Source organism: Streptomyces sp. NPDC047022, from assembly GCF_040644155.1.
GTDB lineage: Bacteria > Actinomycetota > Actinomycetes > Streptomycetales > Streptomycetaceae > Streptomyces.
This window is the reverse complement of sequence record NZ_JBEYVV010000002.1, coordinates 137,207-155,627: the sequence shown is the minus strand read 5'-3', so window position 1 is coordinate 155,627 and position 18,421 is coordinate 137,207. Positions and strand designations below refer to the sequence as shown.

Here is an 18,421-nt window from a genome sequence, read left to right as displayed (position 1 = left end):
CGGTGCGGTCGGATGTGCGCGGCGCCGTCGGCGGAGATCGGCGGAAGCCCGTTAGACGCCGGTGGAAACCAGTAAGCCAGGTAGAGCTGGTAGAGGTCGGTGGAAACCGGTAGAGGCCGTCAGAAGAGACCGGTGGACGAGAAGCGCAGCACCAGCTGGGGCGCCCCGGACAGCACGATGCCCAGGACGGCGGTGAGCGCGATGGCGGCCGTGAGCGGTGCGGGTACGCGGTGCTTCTCGGGCTCGCCCTCGGGCGCCCTGAAGAGCAGGGCCGTCCACTGGAGGTAGTAGAAGAGCGCGATCACCACGTTGACCGCCATCACCACGGCGAGCCAGCCCAGTCCCGCGTCGACGGCCGCGGAGAAGACGGTGACCTTCGCGAAGAGGCCGATGACACCCGGCGGGAGGCCCGCCAGGCAGAGCAGGAAGAAGGCCAGGAACAGGGCGGCGAGGGGGTTCGACGCGTACAGGCCGCGGTAGTCGGCGATACGGTTCAGGGCCCTCGTACGGCCGACGAGCGCGGCGACGGCGAAGGCGCCCAGGTTGACCGCGGCGTACATCAGGGCGTAGGCGACGGTGGAGCCGATCGCCTTCTGCGCGTCCTTGGAGTAAGCGGCTGCGGCGATCGGCACAAGGAGGTACCCGGCCTGGCCGACGGAGGACCAGGCGAGCAGGCGCACGGCGCTGTACGCGCGCGTGGCCTGCTGGCGCAGCGCCCCGACATTGCCGACGGTCATGGTGAGGGCGGCCAGCGCGGCGAGCGCCGGGCCCCAGACGTCGGAGTAGGACGGCAGAGCGACGACGGTGACGAGGATGAGGCCGGAGAAGCCGACCGTCTTGCCGACGACCGACAGATAGGCGGCAACCGGCAAGGGCGCGCCCACGTAGGTGTCGGGCACCCAGAAGTGGAACGGGACAGCGGCGGTCTTGAACGCGAAGCCGACCAGGGTGAGGACCACCCCGGTCTGGGCCAGCACGTGCAGCTGGCCGTCCACGTGCTGGATCCGCTCGGCGATCCGGGTGAGGTAGAGGGTGCCGGTGGACGCGTACACGAAGCTGATGCCCATGAGGCTCACCGCGGTCGCGGTGACGGACGACAGGAAGAACTTGAGGGCCGCTTCGGAGGACCGTTTGTCGCCGTAGCGGATGCCGACCAGGGCGAACGCGGGCAGGGAGGCGACCTCCAGGGCGACGATGAGGGTGGCCAGGTCGCGGGAGGCCGGCAGCAGGGCGGCGCCGGCCGCGGAGGAGAGCAGCAGGAACCAGAACTCCCCGGCGGGCACCTGCTTCTCGGCGTCCTTGAGGGCAGTGACGGACAGGAGGGCCGCGAGGAAGGCGCCGCCGAGGACGAGGAACTGGATGACGAGGGTGAAACGGTCCGCCGTGTAGCTGCACACGTGCGGGGCGCCCGTAAGGCAGAAGGTGGCGCGGTCTCCGTCCAGGAGGGGCAGCAGCATGAGTACCGCCGCGGCCAGCCCGGCGAGGGAGACCCAGCCGAGGAGTGCCTTGCGCTCAGCGGCGAGGAAGAGGTCGGCGACGAGGACGGCCAGTGCGACGACCGCCGCGATGGTGGGTGGCGCGATGGCCAGCCAGTCGACGGACTGGACGAGGGAGCTCATCGGGTGCCTCCTGCGAGGAGCTGCTGCACGGCCGGATCGGTCAGGCCCAGAAGGGCCCGGGGCCACAGGCCGGCGACGACGGTGAGGGCGACGAGCGGCGTCCAGGCCGCGAATTCGTACATGTGGACGTCGGCGAGCCTCGGCGCTTCCTGCGGTACGGCTCCCATGCACACCCTCCGCACCACGACGAGCATGTACGCGGCCGTGAGCAGCGTGCCGAACGCGGCGATCCCCATGAAGGTGAGGAACGCCGGACGGCTGAGGTCCGCGGCGGGTTTGAAGGCGCCGAACAGTGCCAGCATCTCGCCCCAGAATCCGGCAAGACCAGGCAGGCCGAGCGAGGCCACGGCACCGAAAGCGAGCAGTCCGCCGAGACGGGGCGCCTTGCCGTAGAGGGCCGCGCCCGTCTCGGCGGCGAGGGTGTCGAGGTCGGTGCTGCCAGTGCGCTCCTTCAGCGCGCCGACCAGGAAGAACAGGAGGCCGGTGATGAGTCCGTGGGCGATGTTGGCGAACAGCGCGCCGTTCACTCCGGTCGGGGTGGTGGTGGCGATACCGAGCAGCACGAAGCCCATGTGGCCTACGGAGGAGTAGGCGATGAGGCGTTTGAGGTCCCCCTTCGCCCCGCGCTTGGCGAGGGCGAGGCAGGCGAGGGAACCGTAGATGATCCCGACGACGGCGAGCGCGGCGAGGTAGGGGGCGAAGATGTGGAAGCCGTGCGGCGCGATCGGCAGGAGGATGCGGACGAACCCGTACGTGCCCATCTTCAGCAGGACACCGGCCAGCAGGACCGAGCCGACGGTGGGGGCGGAGGTGTGGGCGTCGGGCAACCAGCTGTGCAGCGGCCACATCGGCGTCTTGACGGCGAGCCCGATCCCGATCGCCAGTACGGCGATGACCTGCACGGATGTGGTCAGTGACCCACCGTTGTCAGTGGCGAGTGCCACCATGTCGAACGTGCCCGCCTTGAGTCCGATCAGGAGCAGGCCGAGCAGCATGACGACGGAGCCGAGCAGCGTGAAGAGGATGAACCTCCAGGCGGCCCGGGTCCGCCCGGCACCGCCCCAGCGGGCGATGAGGAAGTACATCGGGATGAGCACCGTCTCGAACGCGAGGAAGAACAGCAGCAGATCGAGGACGGCGAAGGTCGCGAGGGTGCCGGACTCGAGGACGAGCAGCAGTGCGACGAAGGCCTTCGGGGACGGGCCCTCAGGCATTTTGAAGTACGAGTAGAGCGCGCAGAGGAAGGTCAGCAGCGCGGTCAGGACCAGAAGGGGGAGGGAAATGCCGTCGACGCCGAGGTGGATCCGCACGTCGAGTGCGGGGATCCAGCTGATGTCGGTCGTGGCCTGCATCTTCGACGGGTGGTCATGGTCGAAACCGAACGCCAGGACGACAGCCGCGATGAGCACGGCGCCGGTGACCGTCGCCCCGTGCCGCAGCACGGCCTGCTCCGGTGACTTCCCCTTCAGTCCGGGCGGTGCCGGCAGGAGGGCGGCGAGCGCGCCGATGAGGGGCACGACGACGATGAATGCCAGAAGGAACTGCATCACGGACTCGCTGATATCGATCACGCCTGCTCACGCTCCCGTGGCGACGAGGAGGACGGCCACCGTCAGGACGACGGTGCCGGCGAGCAGCGCGCTCACATAGGTCTGCACATTGCCGGTCTGGGCGCGCCGTACGGCGGCCCCGAGCAGGCGGGGTAGAGCTCCGGCACCGCGTACATAGGTCTCGACGACCTCGCGGTCCAGGAACCGGACGAGACTCGCTCCCGCCAGGACGGGGCGGACGAAGAGCGTGTCGTACACGGCGTCCAGGTGGAAGCCGACGGCGGCATGGCGGTGGAGCGGGCCGAGCAGGAGGCGACCCGGGTCCGCGGGGTCGGGGGCGTAGGCGATGTCGCCGTAGGCGGGTGTGTGGCTTGCGATGGCCTCGGCTTCGACCAGTCCGGCGTCCGCCTCGGGGTGGGCCGCGACCGCACCCAGCGGGACACGGGCGGCGAGCGCCGTGGTGTGTCGCCAGGCGCCGTAGGTCATGAGCGCGCCGACGAGGGCGAGGCCAGTGCTGAGGACTGCGGTCGTCAGTTCAGGTGCCAGGGAGCGGCCGTCGAACCAGTCGGGCAGTACGCCGTAGGTGAGGCCGAACGCGAGCGAGGGAATGGTGAGCACCCACAGCACCGCGTTCATGACGAGGGGCTGCCTGCCGTGGTCGGGGGCCTCGGTGCCGTGGCCGCGGAAGGCGAGCAGCCACAGCCGGGTCGCGTAGGCGGCGGTGAGCAGGGCGGTGACCATGCCGGCGACGAGGACGATCCAGCCCGCGGCGCCGGGGGTGTGCGCGGCGTGGCCGGTGGCGGTGTGCTCGGCCGCGCCGAGGACGGACTCCTTGGAGAAGAATCCGGCGAACGGCGGGATCGCGGCGAGCGAGAGCAGCGCCACGGTCATCGTCCAGTAGGCGTCGGGGACACGGGCGCGCAGGTCCTTCATGCGGGACATCGCGGCCAGCGAGTTGGTGCCGGCGGCGTGGATGATCACGCCGGCGGCGAGGAACAGCAGTGCCTTGAAGGCGCCGTGGGACAGGAGGTGGAAGACGGCGGCATCGCGGTCCCCGACGGCGAGGGCTCCGGTCATGTAGCCGAGCTGACCGATCGTCGAGTACGCGAGGACCCGCTTGATGTCGTCCTGGGCGAGTGCGGCGAGCGCCGAGCCGGCCATGGTGACGGCGGCGATGACGGCGAGGACGATCATCACGGCCGACGAGGCCTGGAAGACCGGGAGGAGACGGGCGATGAAGTAGACACCGGCCGCGACCATGGTCGCGGCGTGGATCAGCGCGGAGACGGGCGTCGGGCCCGCCATCGCGTCGGGGAGCCAGGTGTGCAGCGGGAACTGCGCCGACTTGCCCGCCACGCCCGCCAGGAGCAGCAGGGCGATCACGGTCGGGTGGTGCAGTCCCCCGCTCGCGACGGCGCCGAGGACCCGTGTGATGCGGAAGGAACCGGCGTCGGTGCCCAGCGCGAACAGCCCGATGAGGAAGGGGACGTCGCCGAGCTTGGTGACCAGGAATGCCTTGATGGAGGCGGCGCGGGCTTCGGAGGTCTCCCAGTAGTGGCCGACGAGGAAGTAGGAGCAGATGCCCATGACTTCCCAGCCGACCAGCAGCACGATCAGGTCGCCCGAATAGACGACCAGCAGCATCGCGGAGGTGAACAGGGAGACGAGCGCGGCGTACGAGGGGTACCGCGGGTCGTCGCGCAGGTAGCCAGTGGAGTAGATCTGCACGCAGGAGGCGACGACGCCGACGAGCACCGCGACGAGGGCGGCGAAGCCGTCGATGTGGAGGGCGAGGTCGATCGGGACCGAGCCTGTGGGGGTGAGCTCGGTTGCGGAGTCGATGGCCGTGCCGCCGCCCTGGCGCACGGCGACCAGTACGGCCAGCGCGAGCGAGGCCAGGCTCGGAAGGACGGCGAGGGGGCGGACATAGCGGGGGCCGGTGCGGCCGAGCAGCAGTCCGGCCGCGGCGCCGAGGAACGGAAGAAGAGGGACGAGTACGGCGAAGGTGGTCGTGGTCACGCGGTGGCCTCTGCCTTCTCACCCGCGGTGGTGTCGCTTTCGCGGCTCTCGGCGGTGTCGCGGAGCCGGTCGATGTCCGAGGTGCCGCGGTTGCGGTAGACGGCGAGGACGATCGCCAGACCGATGCCGATCTCGGCGGCTGCGATGGCGATGGTGAACAGGGTCAGGGCCTGGCCGGAGTGCAGCGTGTCGCGGGCGGCCCTGCTCAGCCAGACGTCGAAGGCGACGAGGTTGAGGTTGACCGCGTTGAGCATCACCTCGACCGACATCAGGACGAGGATCGCGTTGCGGCGCGCGAGGACGCCGTACAGGCCCGTGCAGAAGAGGAGGGCGGAGAGCACGGCGGGATAGGCGAGGTGCATCAGCGGACGCCTTCCTTCGCGTCGCGTGCCCCCGGGACGGCCGGGGCGCTCGCGGTGGTGGGCGCCTCGTTCTCCTTCACCTTGCGGGAGAGGACGATCGCCCCGACCAGAGCGGCCAGAAGGAGGACGGACAGGGCCTCGAAGGGGAGGACCCAGTACCGGAAGAGACTCGCGCCGGTGACCTTCGTGGACCCGGAGGCCGGGCCGGCGAGGTCGATCCAGGTCGTACGGAACGCGTCCACGACCACCCAGACCAGGGCGGCAGCGGCGGCGACGGCGACCGTGAGGGCGGCCCAGCGGTTGCCGGAGTCGGCGTCCGGCGAACGGCCGATCGGGGCCTTGGTGAGCATCAGCCCGAACAGGAGGAGGACGACGACGGAACCCACGTAGATGAGGACCTGCATCCACGCGATGAACTCGGCGGTGAGCAGGAGGTATTCGACAGCGAGGCCGCCGAGGGTCACTACGAGCCACAGGGCGGCGTGCACCAGTTGCCTGGTCGTGACGCTGACGAGCGCGGCACCGAGGGTGACCAGTCCGACGAGGAGAAAGACGATCTCGACGCCGCTCGGGGAGAGGAAGCCGTGCGTCTCCGTGACGGCCGCGGCCGTCACCGCGGGGGTGGGACTCAAGACGCTCCTTCCTGGGGACCAGCGGATTCGGTGGGCTCGGTCGGCTCGGTCTGTGCTGCGGCAGCCAGCTTCTCCGCGGACTTGCGCGCGGCGGCAAGCTCCTTGGGCTCCTCGGCGCCGGGATCGAGGGCGGGTGGAGCGGGAACGGTCCACATCCACTCGCGGAGCTTGTCGCGCTCATGGGTGAGGTCACGGATGTCGGTCTCGGCGTACTCGAACTCCGGAGACCAGAACAGGGCGTCGAAGGGACAGACCTCGATGCAGATACCGCAGTACATGCACAGGGAGAAGTCGATGGCGAAGCGGTCGAGCACGTTGCGGCTGCGCTCGCGGCCGCCGGGGGTCACCGCCGGGACCGTCTCCTTGTGGGAGTCGATGTAGATGCACCAGTCCGGGCATTCGCGGGCGCACAGCATGCAGACCGTGCAGTTCTCCTCGAACAGCCCGATGACGCCACGGCTGCGGGGCGGGAGGGCGGGCTGGGTGTCCGGGTACTGCTCGGTGACGGACTTCTTGGTCATCGTGCGCAGGGTGACGGCCAGGCCCTTGGCGAGACCCGAGCCGGGGATCGGCAGACGGGACCGCCCGGAGGGCGCCGTCGAGGAGCGTTGATCGGGCGACGGGCGGGACATCAGGAGATCACCACCTTGACGATGCCGGTGAGGGCGATCTGGGCGAGGGAGAGAGGGACGAGGAGGGTCCAGGAGAGCCTCTGGAGCTGGTCCTCGCGCAGACGGGGGTAGGTGACGCGCAGCCAGATGACGACGAAGGCGAGGACCGCGGTCTTCAGGAGCGTCCAGAGCCACCCGAGGCCGTCGGCGCCCCAGGGGCCGTGCCAGCCGCCCAGGAAGAGGACGGTGGTCAGTCCGCACAGCACGACGATCCCGGCGTACTCGGCGAGGAGGAACAGGGCGAAGCGCAGACCGGTGTACTCGGTGTACGCGCCGAAGATGATCTCCGAGTCGGCGACGGGCATGTCGAAGGGAGGGCGTTGCAGCTCGGCGAGGCCGGCGACGAAGAAGACGAACGCGCCGACGATCTGCCACGGCACCCACCACCACTCGAAGGCGCCGAGGATGCCGGGGAGTGAGACGGTGCCCGCCGCCATCGCCACGGAGGCGGCGGCGAGCAGCATCGGGAGCTCGTATGCGAGGAGCTGCGCGGCGGTGCGGAGGCCGCCGAGCAGGGAGAACTTGTTGGCGGACGCCCATCCCGCCATGAGGGAGCCGAGCACGCCGACTCCCATGACGGCCAGGACGAAGAAGATGCCCGCGTCGACGACCTGGCCGACGGCGCCCTTGCCCGGGCCGATCGGGATGACGAGGAGGACGAGGAGGTACGGAAGGAGGGCGACGGCGGGGGCCAGCTGGAAAACGCGGCGGTCGGCGCCCGCCGGGACCACGTCCTCCTTCTGCGCGAACTTCACGCCGTCGGCGACGAGCTGGGCCCAGCCGTGGAAACCGCCGGCGTACATCGGTCCGAGGCGGCCCTGCATATGGGCCATGACCTTGTGCTCGGTCTGGCCGACGATCAAGGGGAAGGAGAGGAAGACGACGAACACGACAAGGAGTCGCAGGGCGACGTCGAGAGCGCCGTTCACTGCGTGCCTCCGGGGTGGTCGTCGGGGTTGGGGCTTTCATCGGAGTCGGGGCGTTCGTCGGGGGCCGGGGACTCGGGCGGCCGGGCGTCGCCCGGGTGGCTCTCTCTACCGGGCTCGCCTTCGGCCGCTTCGGGGCCGGCTTCCGGGGTGGCGTCAGGTCCGGCCTCAGGTCCCGCTTCCGGGATGGCTTTGCGCCCGGCCTCGGGGTCGGTCTCACGCCTGGTCACGGCATCGGGCTCACGCTCGGCCCTGTCATCGGCCCCGGTCTCAGCCCCGGCATCGGCTTCGGCTTCGCCCTCGGACTGCGCCTCGGCGCCTGCCGTGCGCTCCCCGTCGGTCGCGGCCTTCGCGTCGGTCGCGGCCTCCGGCTCGACTCCCGCCTTGGCCGCGGCTTCCGCGGGCTCGGTCGATGGGGTCCCGATCATTGCGGACTCCGGTTTCGCGGCCTCGGTCGCCCTGGGCTCGTTCGCCGCGGGGCCGGTTTCGGCCTTGGCGCCTGCCTGGGGGGCGGCTCCACGCTCGTCGAAGGCCGGACGGGCGTGGTGCCAAGGGGCATCCGAGCCGCGCGGCACCGCGGCCGGCTCGGGCGGCGGCTCAGCGGCCGTGTCCTGGGTGGGCTTGGCCGCACCAGCACCCGCGTCGGCACGCCGGGAGGCGGACCCCTCCGAGGCGCTGCGCGCACGGCGCGGACCGGCCGCGGGAGCGGCAGGCGCAGCCGCCGGACCCGCGTCCTCCGCGCGCTGTGAGGCCGACCCCCCGGACGCGCTGCGTGCACGGCGCGGGCCGGCCGGGGCCTCGGGCGCACCGCCGGGCTCCACGGCTCGCTGCGAGGCCGAGCCCTGCGAGACGCTGCGCGCGCGACGGGGCGCCGGGCGCGCCTCCGCGGTCTCGCCCGCGGCGGGGCTCTGGGTCGCCGAGCCCTCAGCCGCCGTACGGGCGCGGCGCACCGGGCGCTCCCCCGCCGCTCGGGCCGGACGGGCGGGAGCGGGGGGAAGCTGTCCCTTGAGGGGGCCCCACTCGTTCGGGTCGGGTACGCCCGGGGGCAGCATCTGGCGGCGCTTGGGGCCGCCGTGGTCGGACTCGCCGGGCTCCTTCGCGCCGGGCCACGCCTTGGCGACCCGGGCCGCCAGGACGAAGTCCTTGCGCAGGGGGTGGCCTTCGAAGCCGTCGGGCAGGAGCAGGTGGTCCAGCGACGGGTGGCCTTCGAAGGCGACCCCGAACATTTCGTGGGTCTCGCGCTCGTGCCAGGCGGCGCCCGCGTAGACGCCCACCGCCGAGGGGAGGACGGGGGTCTCGTGCGGGACCGTCGTGCGCAGGAGGAGACGGCGCAGCGGGGACAGGGCCACCACATGGGCCGAGACGCGCAGGCCCGTGCCCGGTTCGTCCACCGCGCTCAGCCAGTCGAAATACGTGCAGCCCAGTTCGTCACGGGCGGTGCGCAGCGCCGTGGTCCAGTGCGCCGGGGGCACGTCGACCGTCAGGACGTCGTACGACTCCTCGGCCGTGGCCTCCGCGCCAAAGAGGTCCTCCGCGGGGGCGGGCAGCCAGCCGACCGCGGTCATCGCGTCACCCCCGGGTCCGGGTCCGTCTCCGGACCCTGGACCGCAGGCAGGTCCGGGGTGGAGGGCACGGACGGCGGCCTGACCAGGCCGCTCTGCAGGGCGGTTGTGGACGGCCGGGACGCGCCGTACCGCTCGCCGAGCGATTCGCGCGCGATCTTCTCCTGGAGCTTGAGGATGCCCTGGAGCAGCGCCTCGGGGCGGGGCGGGCAGCCGGGGACGTACACGTCCACCGGGATGATCTGGTCGACACCCTTGGTGACGGAGTACGAGTCCCAGTAAGGGCCGCCGCAGTTCGAGCAGGCGCCGAAGGAGATGACGTACTTCGGCTCGGGCATCTGCTCGTACAGGCGCTTGACGGCCGGGGCCATCTTGTCCGTGACCGTGCCGGACACGACCATCAGGTCGGCCTGGCGCGGACCGGGCGCGAACGGGATCACCCCGAGACGGATGAAGTCGTGGCGGGCCATCGACGCTGCGATGAACTCGATCGCGCAGCAGGCGAGACCGAAGTTGAAGACCCACAGTGAGTAGCGGCGGCCCCAGTTCAGGACCACCTTCATCGGCTCGGGGGCGAGGCGGGAGAGTACACCGAGCCTCCCCCTGCCTTCGGCGGGGGGACCCTCAGGATCCGGCAGCGGCACCGGCTCTCGGTCCGGGGCAGCCGAGGAGGCCGCGGGATCCGGGGGAACCGAGGAGGTCAAGGGATTCACGTCCATGTCAGGACGCCCTTCTTGTACGCGTACAGCAGCCCCACGGCCAGGAAGCCGAGGAACACGAACATCTCGACGAGGGTGGTCGCCCCGAAGCGGGGGTCGGCGAAGACCGTCGCCCACGGGAAGAGGAAGATCGAATCGATCGCGAAGATCACGTACAGGAACGCGTAGACGTAATAGCGGACCTGTGTGTGGGCCCAGCCCTCACCGACCGGGTCGACGCCGCACTCGTACGTCAGGAGTTTCTCGGGTGTGGGCACAACAGGGCGCAGCAGGCGGCTCGCGCCGAAGGCGACGGCGACGAAGAGCACGCCGACGGCCGCGAGCAGCCCGACGACGGAGTAGGAGTGGAAGTAGCCCGCCGCGACGATGTCTCCGGTGCCTCCGCTGCTTCCGGAGGTGGTCCCGGCGCTCCTCACGCTCCCGGTCTCCGCCATGACGATGACGGCGGTCGGATCCGGCACGTCAGCCCCTCGCTCCCTGACCTCGTGACCCTGGTGAACCTGGTGTTCGACGTTCTGTACGCACGGGAGTCTAGGCCCTGCTAAAGAAAGGGTAAGCAGCCCATCACGCCTCGAGACACCCCGGTGCTCCCGGTGCGGCTCCGGCCGCCCGCCCCTGGCCGGCCTTCACTCACGCCCCTGGGGTCCCTCGGGGTGGGGTTTCCCCCCGTGGACCTCGGCGGTCCTCCTCATGGCGGCACGGCCCACCGCACGGGCAGGCTGGCCTACATGACCGAACGAGGCCGGAAGCCATGACAGAACACATCGCACGACCTGACAGATCCGACGCCCCGGACGACGACCGCCCGCCTCCCGTGCGTCTCGCCCTGGACGGCCACACCTGGCGGGAGATCGCATACCTGCTCTCGAATCTGCCGACGGCGCTGGTGGGCTTTGTCTACGTGATGACGGTGCTGCTCACGGGGGCGTGCATGACGGTGACCGTGATCGGGTTCCCGCTGCTGGCGGTCGGGCTGCTGGGCGCACGGCGGTTGGGGAGGCTGGAGCGGGCGCGGGCCAGGGCGTTGCTCGGAGTGCGGGTGGAGGAGCCGACTCCGCTGCCGTTGCGCAGAGGCGGCGGACCGCTCCCACGGCTGTGGATGGCGCTGAAGGATCCGGTGGGCTGGCGGACGGCGCTGTACGGCTTCATCCGCTTGCCATGGGGCATCGCCACGTTCGTGGTGATGTCCGTGTCGCTCTTCGTCCTGTGGCCCGTCCTGCCGTTCATCGCGCGCGTGCTGACGAACGCGGACCGGGTGATGGTGCGCGGTCTGCTCTCCCCCTCCGACGAACTGGAACGGCGCATCGCGGAGCTGGAGTCCGGCCGGGGGGTGGTCGTGGACACGGCGGCGGCGGACCTGCGGCGCATCGAGCGCGATCTGCACGACGGGGCACAGGCGCGGCTGGTGAACCTGGCGATGGGGCTCGGCCTGGCCAAGGAGAAGCTGCTCGAGGATCCGGACGCGGCGGCGGCGATGGTCGCGGAGGCACACGGTGAGGTGAAACTGGCGCTGCAGGAGCTGCGGGATCTCGCACGCGGCATCCATCCGGCGGTTCTGACCGACCGCGGCCTGGATGCGGCACTGTCGGCGGTCGCCACGCGCTGCACCGTGCCCGTGAGCGTGACCGTGGCCCTGGAGACGAGACCTGCCGCGGCGATCGAGGGCATCGCCTACTTCACGGTCTCCGAGCTGCTGCAGAACATCAGCAAGCACAGCGGTGCCCGCTCGGCCTCCGTCGACGTCTGGCGCACGGACGCGCGGCTGTTCATACAGGTGTGGGACGACGGCTGCGGCGGCGCCCGCCTCGACGGCGGCAGCGGGATGGCGGGGCTCGCGGAGCGGCTGAGCGCGGTGGACGGCGTGTTCCTGGTCGATTCTCCGGTGGGCGGCCCGACGACGATCACGGCGGAGCTGCCCTGGCGGGACCGGGAGGACGAGTCCCGGCGGAAGTGACGTGCGGCCCGGGGCGCATACGCGAACCAGACGGGGCGAGGCGTGTCAGAGCCTGGGGAGGGTGCGCGCCGGGGGTGCGGGGTGGGGAAAACCCCCGGTCCAAGACGCCGACCCGCTCCATGGCCGGGCGGGCGCCGGGACAGCAGGGTGGAGGCAGGAAGCGGCGCACCGCCCGAAGAGGCGGACCGGGCCGAGGCTGACCACGAGTGGAACGGACGACGCCGATGACCGTGCAGTACGGGCAGGGCTACGGAGAGTGGGGCGACCCTGGGCCCCAGGGTGCCGGGGTGCGGCGGCACCGGCTTCCGGCCGCGCTGCGCGCGCCGGTCGAGAGGCGCAGCTGGGGTGAGTTGTGCTACCTGCTGCTGAACCTGCCGATCGGGATCATGACGTTCACCTACAGCGTCACCATGCTGTCGGTCGGTGCCGGCCTGCTGGTGACGTTTCTCGGCATCCCGGTGCTTGCGGCTGCGCTCGCGGGCTGCCGGGGGTTCGGGGTTCTGGAGCGCGCGCGGGCTCGCGGGCTGCTGGGACTCGAGGTGGCCGGTCCGGAGCCGCTGAGGATGAAGCGGCCGGGGCCGCTGGCCTGGATCGGGGCGGTTCTCAAGAGCGGGACGTCATGGCGGCACATGCTGTACGCGGTGGTGCACTTCCCGTGGGCGGTGTTCTCGTTCAGCGTGGGGATCAGCTTCTGGGTGTCCGGCTGGACGCTGTTCACGTATCCGCTGTGGTTCTGGGTGTTCCCGATGTACGCCGGTCAGGACGGGCTTCAGCTGTACGGCGGCCAGGGACACCAGATCTATCTCGACAACCCGTTCGAGATCACGGTGACCGCGCTGGTGGGGCTACTGATCACGCTGGCCACTCCGTGGATCGTCCGGGGGCTCACGACCGTGGACCGACTGCTGGTGCACGGGCTGCTCGGTCCGTCGCGGCTGGCGACGCGGGTGGTGGAGCTGGAGTCGGACCGCGGGACGGTGGTCGACACGGCGGCGGCGGACCTGCGGCGTATAGAGCGCGATCTGCACGACACCGCGCAGGCCCGGCTGGTGAACCTGGCCATGGATCTGGGGCTGGCGAAGGAAAAACTGGCCGAGGACCCGGAGGTGGCCGCACGGATGGTGAACGAGGCGCACGGGGAGGTGAAGACGGCGCTGAAGGAGCTCCGGGACCTCGCGCGCGGTATCCATCCGGCGGTGCTCACGGACCGCGGACTGGACGCGGCCCTGTCGGCCGTGGCCTCGCGGTGCACCGTTCCGGTGCAGGTGGAGGTCGATCTGCCCGCACGGCCGGCACCGGCGATCGAGGGCATCGCCTACTTCACGGTCTCCGAGTTGCTGCAGAACATCAGCAAGCACGCCCGGGCGTCGCGGGCGACGGTGGACGTGTGGCGGGTGGAGGACCGGCTGCTGCTACAGGTGGCCGACGACGGGGCGGGGGGTGCGGATGCCTCCGCCGGATCCGGGCTGGCGGGGCTCGCGGAGCGCCTCGACGCGGTGGACGGGGTTCTCGCCGTGGATTCCCCGATCGGGGGGCCGACCCGGATCACCGCCGAACTGCCGTGGCGGCCGGCTTGATCAACCGGCCTCCCCGCGCCTCCCCGCACCGCCCGTCGCGTCTCTCCCCTGTGCCTCCCCCCTGTGCCTCTCCGTGCCTTCCCCTTGTGCCTCTCCGCGGTTCGATCGGCGCTCGGGCAGGACACGACCGGCCGGTGTTGTCCACAGGCCCAGTGAGAAACCGCGGACAGCGCGATACTGAGGTGCCGAAGGGCGGCTGGACGAGAGGCCGCCCAGGACACCGCCGGACGCCCACCATGCGCGTCCGGACACGGGGAGCTGCGGGGGCCGAGGATCGTGGAGAACAGGGTGCGGGTCGTCATCGCCGAAGACTCAGTGCTGCTCAGGGAGGGGCTGACCCGGCTGCTGACCGACCGCGGACATGAGGTCGTCGCCGGTGTCGGGGACGGGGAAGCACTGATCAAGACCATCACCGAACTGGCGGATCGCGGCGAGTTGCCCGATGCGGTCGTCGCCGACGTACGGATGCCACCCACCCATACGGACGAGGGTGTCAGGGCCGCGGTCCAGCTCCGCAAGGCGTATCCCGGCCTCGGAGTACTGGTGCTGTCCCAATACGTCGAGGAGCAGTACGCCACCGAACTGCTGGCCGATTCCAGTCGTGGCGTCGGTTATCTGCTCAAGGACCGGGTTGCCGAAGTGCGCGAGTTCGTGGACGCCGTGGTACGGGTGGCTCAGGGCGGCACCGCCCTCGATCCGGAGGTGGTCGCGCAGTTGCTCGGGCGCAGCCGGAAGCAGAGCGTCCTTGCCGCGCTCACCCCGCGGGAGCGCGAGGTCCTGGGACTGATGGCCGAGGGGCGCACCAACGCGGCGATCGCCCGGCAGCTCGTGGTGAGCGACGGAGCCGTCGAGAAGCACGTCAGCAACATCTTCCTGAAGCTCGGCCTGTCACAGAGCGACGGGGACCACCGGCGTGTTCTGGCGGTCCTCACCTACCTCAAGTCCTGATCCACTGACACTGTTTCAGACAGCGGGATCGTGGCGCGCGGGCCGAGTGCGCGGCCGGGCCCGCGCCGGACGTCGCATGCGGCGTCGGCACCGCCGCACACGTCCGGAACGCGAGAACCGAAGGATGAGCAGAGAGCGTCTTCAAAACCAGCGTCGGGGGGCGAGTAAATCATGACAAGTCAGGGCGCCAGACCGTCTCACCATGTTGTCCATCATGCGAAAGACCCAGGGAAGGCGACCCTTACCGACGTAGGGTTGATCCTGGGAAGGCCGGCGGGACGGCCGCTCCCGGTCAGCCGCCTCGAGGGAGGTCCAGTTCAGTGACCAGCCAGGTCAGCAGTCCAGCGGAGCAGGCAGACGAAGCCGTCGTGGGAGAACAGCGCAAACCGGCGGGCGCGAAGGACGTGCGCAAGCTCGACCGGGTGATCATCCGTTTCGCGGGAGACTCCGGTGACGGTATGCAGCTCACCGGTGACCGCTTCACCGCGGAGACGGCGTCCTTCGGCAACGACCTGTCGACGCTGCCGAACTTCCCCGCCGAGATCCGCGCCCCCGCGGGCACCCTGCCGGGCGTCTCCTCCTTCCAGCTGCACTTCGCCGACCATGACATCCTCACCCCGGGGGACGCGCCGAACGTGCTGGTGGCGATGAACCCGGCCGCTCTGAAGGCCAACGTCGGCGACCTGCCGCGCGGCGCGGAGATCATCGTCAACACGGACGAGTTCACCAGACGCGCCATGCAGAAGGTGGGCTACGACGCCAGTCCGCTGGACGACGGGTCACTCGACGGCTACAGCGTGCACCCCGTCCCGCTGACCACTCTCACCGTCGAGGCGCTGAAGGAATTCGACCTCACCCGCAAGGAGGCCGAGCGCAGCAAGAACATGTTCGCCCTCGGCCTGCTGAGCTGGATGTACCACCGGCCCACCGAGGGCACCGAGAAATTCCTGAAGTCGAAGTTCGCGAAGAAGCCGGACATCGCGGCCGCCAATATCGCCGCTTTCCGCGCCGGCTGGAACTTCGGCGAGACGACCGAGGACTTCGCGGTCTCGTACGAGGTCGCCCCGGCGGCCAAGGCGTTCCCGGTGGGCACGTACCGGAACATCTCCGGGAACCTCGCCCTGTCGTACGGCCTGATCGCCGCCTCCCGCCAGGCGGATCTGCCGCTCTTCCTGGGCTCCTACCCGATCACTCCGGCCTCGGACATCCTGCATGAGCTGTCCAAGCACAAGAACTTCGGCGTGCGGACCTTTCAGGCCGAGGACGAGATCGCCGGTATCGGCGCGGCCCTGGGCGCGGCCTTCGGCGGCTCACTCGCCGTGACCACGACATCCGGCCCGGGAGTGGCCCTCAAGAGCGAGACCATCGGCCTCGCGGTCTCCCTTGAGCTGCCGCTGCTGGTCGTCGACATCCAGCGCGGCGGCCCGTCCACCGGTCTGCCGACCAAGACCGAGCAAGCCGATCTGCTCCAGGCGATGTTCGGCCGCAACGGCGAGGCGCCGGTCCCGGTGGTGGCCCCCCGCACCCCGGCCGACTGTTTCGACGCGGCGATGGACGCGGCCCGGATCGCGCTCACCTACCGCACGCCCGTCTTCCTTCTCTCCGACGGCTATCTGGCCAATGGCTCCGAGCCCTGGCGGATCCCCGAGCTGGACGAGCTGCCGGACCTGAGCGTGCAGTTCGCACAGGGCCCGAACCATACGCAGGACGACGGCACCGAGGTGTTCTGGCCGTACAAGCGCGACCCGGCGACCCTCGCCCGGCCGTGGGCGATCCCCGGTACTCCGGGCCTGGAGCACCGCATCGGCGGAATCGAGAAGCAGGACGGCACGGGCAACATCTCCTACGACCCCGCCAACCACGAGTTCATGGTGCGTACGCGCCAGGCGAAGATCAACGGGATCGCGGTGCCCGAAATCGAGGTGGACGACCCGCACGGCGCGAGGACCCTGGTCCTCGGCTGGGGCTCCACATACGGCCCGATCACCGCCGCGGTGCGGCGGCTGCGCACGGCCGGGGAGTCGATCGCGCAGGCCCATCTACGCCATCTCAACCCCTTCCCGCGGAATCTCGGCTCGGTCCTGAAGCGTTATGACAAGGTGGTGATCCCCGAGATGAACCTCGGTCAGCTCGCCACGCTCATCCGGGCGAAGTACCTGGTCGACGCCCATTCGTACAACCAGGTCAACGGCATGCCGTTCAAGGCCGAACAGCTCGCCGCGGCTCTCAAGGAGGCCATCGATGGCTGAGACGTCCACGGAAGGCACGGGCACGATCGAGGCGCTCTCCCTCGTCCCCAAGGCCGTGGCCAGGCAGTCCATGAAGGACTTCAAGTCCGACCAGGAAGTGCGCTGGTGCCCCGGCTGCGGTGACTACGCGATCCTCGCCGCCGTTCAGGGCTTCCTGCCGGAGCTGGGGCTGGCCAGGGAGAACATCGTCTTCGTCTCGGGCATCGGCTGCTCGTCCCGTTTCCCGTACTACATGAACACGTACGGCATGCACTCCATCCACGGCCGGGCACCCGCGATCGCGACCGGGCTCGCCGCCTCCCGCCGCGATCTGTCCGTGTGGGTGATCACCGGCGACGGCGACGCGCTGTCCATCGGCGGCAACCACCTCATCCACGCCCTGCGCCGCAACGTCAACCTCAAGATCCTGCTGTTCAACAACCGGATCTACGGTCTGACCAAGGGCCAGTACAGCCCCACCTCCGAGGTCGGCAAGATCACCAAGTCGACGCCGATGGGTTCCCTGGACGCGCCGTTCAACCCGGTGTCGCTGGCGATCGGCGCCGAGGCGTCCTTCGTGGCACGGACCGTCGACTCCGACCGCAAACACCTGACCGAGGTGCTGCGCCAGGCCGCCGCCCACCGGGGCACGGCCCTGGTGGAGATCTACCAGAACTGCAACATCTTCAACGACGGCGCGTTCGACGCCCTCAAGGACCGGGGGACCGCCGAGGAAGCGGTGATCCGCCTGGAGCACGGGCAGCCGATCCGGTTCGGCCCGGAAGGCTCGCGCGGCGTCGTGCGGGATGTGCGGACCGGTGACCTGAAGGTCGTCAGCGTCACCCCGGAGAACGAGGCGGACATCCTCGTCCATGACGCGGGCGCGGCCTCCCCCACCACCGCGTTCGCCCTCTCGCGACTGGCCGACCCGGACACCCTGCACCACACCCCGATCGGCGTCTTCCGCTCGGTCGAACGGCCCGTTTACGACACCCAGATGGCCGACCAGCTCGACACCGCGATCGAGCAGAACGGCAAGGGCGACCTGGCCGCGCTGCTGGCCGGCGGAGACACCTGGACGGTCGTCGGCTAGGGTTTTTCGTTTGGACCAGGCCGGATCAGGGAGCGGGGTCTGATCCAAACGAGAGGCCCTGGGCCACGGGGAAGACCGCGCGGTTCACGAGGAGGCCCGGGACTTCTGCGCCCGGGCCTCGTCGTATGCCCGGCGGGCCGTTTCGACTTCACCCATGCGTCCCTGCGTCCACTCCGCCAGCGCCCGCACCTGTACGGCTGCCTCGCGGCCCAGTCCGGTCAGGGAGTAGTCGACCCTCGGCGGGATCACCGGCTTGGCGTCCCGGTGGACCAGGCCGTCGCGTTCCAGGGTCTGGAGGGTCTGGGTGAGCATCTTCTCGCTGACGTGGGCGATCCGCCCGACCGCCCGCCGGAGCTCGCCGAAGCGGCGCGGCCGGTCGAGGAGCTCGATCAGGATGAGGACGCCCCAGCGGCTGGTGACGTGTTCCAGGACGAGGCGATCGGGGCACATCGCCGCGTCGGACTCGCTTCTCCGGCTGCCCGCCCGGTCGCCGCTCCGCGCGGCATTGCTGCTTACTGCCATACCAGTACCTTACTTGAAAGTGGGTACTGTGCTTCAGAA

Annotated in this window: 16 protein-coding genes; 5 read left to right on the top strand and 11 right to left on the bottom strand. The window is 70.4% G+C overall.

Translation table 11 applies throughout. The annotated features are described in order from the left end of the window. Positions 1 to 119: 119 nt before the first annotated feature. The 10 genes from ABZ845_RS04065 to ABZ845_RS04020 are packed head-to-tail and all read right to left on the bottom strand — an operon-like array spanning position 120 to position 10,521. Positions 120 to 1,619 (bottom strand): NADH-quinone oxidoreductase subunit N, encoded by a 1,500-nt coding sequence (locus tag ABZ845_RS04065; RefSeq protein WP_360972710.1) that lies wholly within the window; start codon positions 1,617 to 1,619, stop codon positions 120 to 122. Then, positions 1,616 to 3,190: an NADH-quinone oxidoreductase subunit M gene (locus ABZ845_RS04060; RefSeq protein ID WP_360972708.1), complete on the bottom strand. Its 1,575-nt coding sequence runs from the start codon at positions 3,188 to 3,190 to the stop codon at positions 1,616 to 1,618. Before ABZ845_RS04060 ends, ABZ845_RS04065 begins: the two co-directional genes overlap by 4 nt. 6 nt (positions 3,191 to 3,196) lie before the next feature. After that, complete coding sequence (locus tag ABZ845_RS04055) at positions 3,197 to 5,188, bottom strand: NADH-quinone oxidoreductase subunit L (protein ID WP_360972706.1); 1,992 nt, start codon at positions 5,186 to 5,188, stop codon at positions 3,197 to 3,199. Continuing rightward, positions 5,185 to 5,550, bottom strand: a complete 366-nt coding sequence (gene nuoK, locus ABZ845_RS04050) for an NADH-quinone oxidoreductase subunit NuoK (protein WP_360972704.1) — start codon at positions 5,548 to 5,550, stop codon at positions 5,185 to 5,187. The genes ABZ845_RS04055 and nuoK overlap by 4 nt, the downstream gene beginning before the upstream one ends. After that, positions 5,550 to 6,182: an NADH-quinone oxidoreductase subunit J gene (locus tag ABZ845_RS04045; protein ID WP_360972702.1), complete on the bottom strand. Its 633-nt coding sequence runs from the start codon at positions 6,180 to 6,182 to the stop codon at positions 5,550 to 5,552. Before ABZ845_RS04045 ends, nuoK begins: the two co-directional genes overlap by 1 nt. After that, the gene (locus ABZ845_RS04040; protein WP_360972700.1) at positions 6,179 to 6,814 is read right to left on the bottom strand and encodes an NADH-quinone oxidoreductase subunit I; all 636 of its coding nucleotides are present in this window, start codon (positions 6,812 to 6,814) and stop codon (positions 6,179 to 6,181) included. Before ABZ845_RS04040 ends, ABZ845_RS04045 begins: the two co-directional genes overlap by 4 nt. After that, positions 6,814 to 7,782, bottom strand: a complete 969-nt coding sequence (locus tag ABZ845_RS04035; RefSeq protein ID WP_360972698.1) for a complex I subunit 1 family protein — start codon at positions 7,780 to 7,782, stop codon at positions 6,814 to 6,816. The genes ABZ845_RS04040 and ABZ845_RS04035 overlap by 1 nt, the downstream gene beginning before the upstream one ends. Further along, complete coding sequence (locus tag ABZ845_RS04030) at positions 7,779 to 9,344, bottom strand: NADH-quinone oxidoreductase subunit C (RefSeq protein ID WP_360972696.1); 1,566 nt, start codon at positions 9,342 to 9,344, stop codon at positions 7,779 to 7,781. Before ABZ845_RS04030 ends, ABZ845_RS04035 begins: the two co-directional genes overlap by 4 nt. Continuing rightward, a complete protein-coding gene (locus tag ABZ845_RS04025) occupies positions 9,341 to 10,060 on the bottom strand; it encodes an NADH-quinone oxidoreductase subunit B family protein (protein ID WP_360972694.1) in 720 nt (239 codons plus the stop codon). The genes ABZ845_RS04030 and ABZ845_RS04025 overlap by 4 nt, the downstream gene beginning before the upstream one ends. Continuing rightward, positions 10,051 to 10,521, bottom strand: coding sequence for an NADH-quinone oxidoreductase subunit A (locus ABZ845_RS04020; RefSeq protein WP_360972692.1), 471 nt, complete (start codon positions 10,519 to 10,521; stop codon positions 10,051 to 10,053). The genes ABZ845_RS04025 and ABZ845_RS04020 overlap by 10 nt, the downstream gene beginning before the upstream one ends. A 290-nt stretch (positions 10,522 to 10,811) precedes the next feature. On the opposite strand from ABZ845_RS04020, the gene ABZ845_RS04015 reads away from it, so the two are divergent. The 5 genes from ABZ845_RS04015 (at position 10,812) to ABZ845_RS03995 (ending at position 17,860) form a co-directional block, all read left to right on the top strand. Further along, entirely contained in the window at positions 10,812 to 12,014 is a 1,203-nt protein-coding gene (locus ABZ845_RS04015; protein ID WP_360972690.1) for a sensor domain-containing protein, read from the top strand. 224 nt (positions 12,015 to 12,238) lie between these two features. Then, the gene (locus ABZ845_RS04010; RefSeq protein ID WP_360972688.1) at positions 12,239 to 13,591 is read left to right on the top strand and encodes a sensor domain-containing protein; all 1,353 of its coding nucleotides are present in this window, start codon (positions 12,239 to 12,241) and stop codon (positions 13,589 to 13,591) included. Between the two features lie 288 nt (positions 13,592 to 13,879). Next, entirely contained in the window at positions 13,880 to 14,539 is a 660-nt protein-coding gene (locus tag ABZ845_RS04005; RefSeq protein WP_360973077.1) for a response regulator transcription factor, read from the top strand. A gap of 320 nt (positions 14,540 to 14,859) precedes the next feature. Next, entirely contained in the window at positions 14,860 to 16,788 is a 1,929-nt protein-coding gene (locus ABZ845_RS04000; protein ID WP_360972686.1) for a 2-oxoacid:acceptor oxidoreductase subunit alpha, read from the top strand. Continuing rightward, entirely contained in the window at positions 16,781 to 17,860 is a 1,080-nt protein-coding gene (locus ABZ845_RS03995) for a 2-oxoacid:ferredoxin oxidoreductase subunit beta (protein ID WP_360972684.1), read from the top strand. Before ABZ845_RS04000 ends, ABZ845_RS03995 begins: the two co-directional genes overlap by 8 nt. A gap of 84 nt (positions 17,861 to 17,944) precedes the next feature. Here ABZ845_RS03995 and ABZ845_RS03990 read toward each other — a convergent pair whose 3' ends face one another. Beyond that, positions 17,945 to 18,310: a helix-turn-helix domain-containing protein gene (locus ABZ845_RS03990; protein WP_360973075.1), complete on the bottom strand. Its 366-nt coding sequence runs from the start codon at positions 18,308 to 18,310 to the stop codon at positions 17,945 to 17,947. Positions 18,311 to 18,421: the final 111 nt, after the last annotated feature.

Excerpts from the sequence above, each read along its gene's own strand:
- ABZ845_RS04065 (WP_360972710.1), bottom strand. The coding sequence starts at position 1,619 with ATGAGCTCCCTCGTCCAGTCCGTCGACTGGCTGGCCATCGCGCCACCC.
- nuoK (WP_360972704.1), bottom strand. The coding sequence starts at position 5,550 with ATGCACCTCGCCTATCCCGCCGTGCTCTCCGCCCTCCTCTTCTGCACG.
- ABZ845_RS04040 (WP_360972700.1), bottom strand. The coding sequence starts at position 6,814 with ATGTCCCGCCCGTCGCCCGATCAACGCTCCTCGACGGCGCCCTCCGGG.
- ABZ845_RS04030 (WP_360972696.1), bottom strand. The coding sequence starts at position 9,344 with ATGACCGCGGTCGGCTGGCTGCCCGCCCCCGCGGAGGACCTCTTTGGC.
- ABZ845_RS04025 (WP_360972694.1), bottom strand. The coding sequence starts at position 10,060 with ATGGACGTGAATCCCTTGACCTCCTCGGTTCCCCCGGATCCCGCGGCC.
- ABZ845_RS04015 (WP_360972690.1), top strand. The coding sequence starts at position 10,812 with ATGACAGAACACATCGCACGACCTGACAGATCCGACGCCCCGGACGAC.
- ABZ845_RS04010 (WP_360972688.1), top strand. The coding sequence starts at position 12,239 with ATGACCGTGCAGTACGGGCAGGGCTACGGAGAGTGGGGCGACCCTGGG.
- ABZ845_RS03995 (WP_360972684.1), top strand. The coding sequence starts at position 16,781 with ATGGCTGAGACGTCCACGGAAGGCACGGGCACGATCGAGGCGCTCTCC.
- ABZ845_RS03990 (WP_360973075.1), bottom strand. The coding sequence starts at position 18,310 with ATGTGCCCCGATCGCCTCGTCCTGGAACACGTCACCAGCCGCTGGGGC.